Source organism: Luteibacter sp. P4_E6, assembly GCF_056401535.1.
Map to the genome: position 1 here is coordinate 1 of NZ_JBFUJE010000425.1, position 3,413 is coordinate 3,413.

Below are 3,413 nucleotides of genomic sequence, written 5' to 3' on the forward strand. Positions count from 1 at the left end.
GGGCTGGACAGGCATCAAACGCAGGTGGCGTCAGTTCTAAGCGCGCGCCGAAGGCCGATTGGCGCGGGCGGGGCAGAGCGGGCTATGCTCCGGCGGGATGTCCGCCTTCGACTCATAGTGGACCTTGCTATCTTTACGCCTTCACAGGGGAGGATCGGGATGAGCTGGATTAGTCGACTGAAATCGTCGCTTGGTTCTAAGAATGTAGACGTTGAGAAAAAGATAGTTGATGTGGCATCAATCCGTTACTCGATGCCGACGGTTGCTTCCGATGTCCTGACCTTCGTCGTGCCTACGCAAGCATCATTTGATGGGGCGCCACAGTTCCACGAAGACGAGTGGTGTCAGATCGAATTCCTGCCTGCGGCCGACCTAAAAGAGCTCCAGACCACCCTTGCCGAGTACAAGATTTTTTGAGGCGACCCATCGATTGCAGTATGGGTGGTCTCAGATATTCGCTCGCAGGTTGACTAGAACTGCGCTCATCGAGGGAACAGGTGCTGTCGACAAATTGGCGGCGTTGTTCGGGACAACTCCAATCAACGCGCCAATCCTGACGACCGCATCTCGACCGCTTGGACAGGTTGAAAACGGTTTTGCCATCAAGCCATTGTCAGACGTGCTGCTCTACGGCGTAGTGGACAAACGCGGCATCACTGCGCTTGGTGCAATGATTCAAGGAGACGACAGGCAGCTCTCTCAGGTGTTCGCCAAATTGCACTCGTCTCTTGGATTCATACTGGTCGACTGGCGCCAGCAACTTGCTTTCTGCTCGGTTGGTCTGGACGGAACCTTTGCGATTTGGCGTCCATGAGTGCTTCAAATGCTTCTTCAATGCTGTGCAATGTGTCAACGGCCTGGGCGATTCTCCATTTACCCATGACATGGACCTAATCCATTCGACAGGGCAGGGCGATTAGGGATGGTTATCGGGGGTAGAGCAAACGTCCGCTTTCGACCCATAGCAGACACCGGAATCGCTGACGCGTCCTTTGCGCGACAACGCGAACGGCCGAGCCAGATTGCCCTGGATCACCGGCACGCAGATCGACACGGTGCCCCCGGGCTTCGGTGCGCGCTCCCCTTCACATGTAGGGTTGCAAGCAACCTATCTGCCGTCCACTCTGTACGTCGGGGTGGCTAGCGCAAATGCGGGCGTCGTATTCCTAATGGTGGGTGACATTCTCAGGTAGACTAAAGTGAACTAATGTGTACACGGCAAAGTTGCTTCAGAGGTACACCGCCTAGGTCTGCGAGCACTTCTACGAGATCAGGCCGGATGAGAATTTCGGCGCCGACCAGTGCATGCGCCTCAACGCCGTACCCGTTCGATCGCACCCGCCAGGTGCGCATGACTACGGCGGGGTTGCCCGAAGCGTCGCTCCACCGCAATGCTTCCCCTTGGGGAGACGGGGTCAGCTCGTTGGTGAGGCGCAACAGCTGCGGGGGGATCAAAAGCAGGGCCTGTCCTAACCAGTCGTCGATATGGTCGCTGCGCATGGGCTGCGGGCTGTCGATATCGATGATCGAAGGTGAATCCGGCAGGTCCCACCACTCGTTGCTCAGGCCGGGTGCCATCGGAGCGGCTTTGTCCGGCACGACCGCACCGTCGGGTACATAGACAGCCGCAGCAAAAGCCTGCGCGACGTGATCCGCCTCTAAGTAAGTCTTGTCGTCCCGGCGATAGAAGGACGTCTCGTACCAGGCAGCACGAATCCATTTAGGATATGGACTTGCATCATGTGGAAGACGTTCCAAGTCACTCAGCCCCGGGCGCGCGGACTGCGCTGGGTCACGAGCCGGTCGTGGCACGCGGCTGGCCTCGAGCGCCAAATGTAGTCCCGTGCGCGGTAGGATCCAGCGCAACACATCGCCGTCGTCAGGGTGCGGGGCAGTGTGTTCGCTCGACGTGTCGATCAAGCGTGCGAGAACCTCGTCCATCGCAGCGACATACAACTCGGTAGGCCAGTTCAGCACATCGGCGCGGGGCACCACATCGCGACTGCGCCCTCGCGCAAGCTCTAATCGCTCGTTGACGAATTCTTTAGTCGCCTCTGCCTGAGATGCCGGGTCGCTCAGGCGACGGAGGATGTGCTCGGGCAGGTCGGGCCACAGCTCAGTGAGCGCTGCAAGACCATCGCCTCGGGTCGCCAATTCGAACAAGGCGCGCGCCCAGGGTCGAATGGCGAGCTCTGGTTCGGAACTCCCACAATGGCGCGCAGCCTCAGGCTGCCCAGCACGACCGAGCAGGCGACGGGCCAACGACGCCACGGCCCAAGAATTTCCACGGGCGTGCTCATGGAGCAGGGGACTCAGCGCGTGGATGAGCTCCTCGGGGCATAGTGGCAGCTCGTCAAGGACCTGAAGGATCAACTGCAGGCTGGATACGCATGTGTCGCGCGATAGTGCGCGTGATAGCGCGGGCGTGAATAGCGTCGGTCGAATCGCGACCAGCCGACGGAAGGCACCCAGTGCTGCCTTCTTGCGGTTGAGGCCGGGGTCGCTAATGCGAGCCACGAGCAGGGCGGCCAACGCTTCGTCATTTGACCATGCCGGACGACCCGCGGCCACCAAGGGCTCGAAATACAGCGCCGCTCCTGGTAGCGGCAACCGGGCGTTAATGATCGCAAATGCTTGCCACCACGCCGCCTGCGCGACGCCGGGCTCGCCCCATCGAGCTAGCTGCTCGACCAGATGGCGAGAAACACCAAAATACTGGCCGCCGCGTAATTTCTCGGCGACCTCCTTCGCTAGGGTCGCCTTCGCCAAGCCCGCATTGAGCTGCATCGCGTGGTCAAGCAGGAATGAGCTCTCCAGCCCGCCCATCGTCCGCCAACCGCCGCCACCGCGAACACTAGTGTAGGCAAGGGTGTACGCCAGAGCCGCCGCGTCGCTATCGCCGCTTCGCTCAAGACATTCCGCCAAGAGCGGCAACGGGTGCTCCGACTGCCTGGACCAGCTGGGTGTCTCGCGCGCGAGCAGGTAGAGCAAGCGGTGAGCCTCGGTAACTTCCCCGCGCGTGAGCATGTCAGGCAGGCGGTAGGAAAGGGGCAAGACGAGGGCCTGCACCGAATCCCGGTCGAGTTCAACCACATTGAGGGCCGAGCGGATGCCGACGACCAGTTCGTTGATCCGCGCGTCGGGTACGAAGACCGGTGCACGGGCTATMCTCTTGGCCCCAAGCGGGCTGGCGGGGGTGTTCCGAAGACGCGGAGTGTTGGATGGTACCGATGCGGCGGGAGGGACGATCCACGGCAAGTTGTATTGCACGGCGAATTGTTGCAGTACGTCCAGCCCGCCCTCGCGATGTCGTCGGCTGTCATCAGCAACTTCTGCGCAGAGCCGGATGAATCGATCGCAGACCTCGGTCGACGCGTGCGACGACATTGCTGCCAGTGGCAGCAGGCGCTGCT

General features: G+C 60.8%; 2 protein-coding genes and 1 pseudogene. 2 read left to right on the plus strand and 1 reads right to left on the minus strand.

What is annotated here, in order from left to right:
• Nucleotides 1-417, plus strand: a pseudogene (locus tag AC1DT2_RS18550) (hypothetical protein); the annotation flags it as partial.
• A gap of 94 nt (nucleotides 418-511) precedes the next feature.
• On the plus strand, nucleotides 512-814 hold the full coding sequence (locus tag AC1DT2_RS18555) for a hypothetical protein (protein WP_477297948.1): 303 nt from the start codon (nucleotides 512-514) through the stop codon (nucleotides 812-814).
• Between the two features lie 380 nt (nucleotides 815-1,194).
• Here AC1DT2_RS18555 and AC1DT2_RS18560 read toward each other — a convergent pair.
• Nucleotides 1,195-3,413 (minus strand): hypothetical protein (locus AC1DT2_RS18560; RefSeq protein ID WP_477297949.1); only part of this gene is annotated, 2,219 nt, incomplete at its 5' end.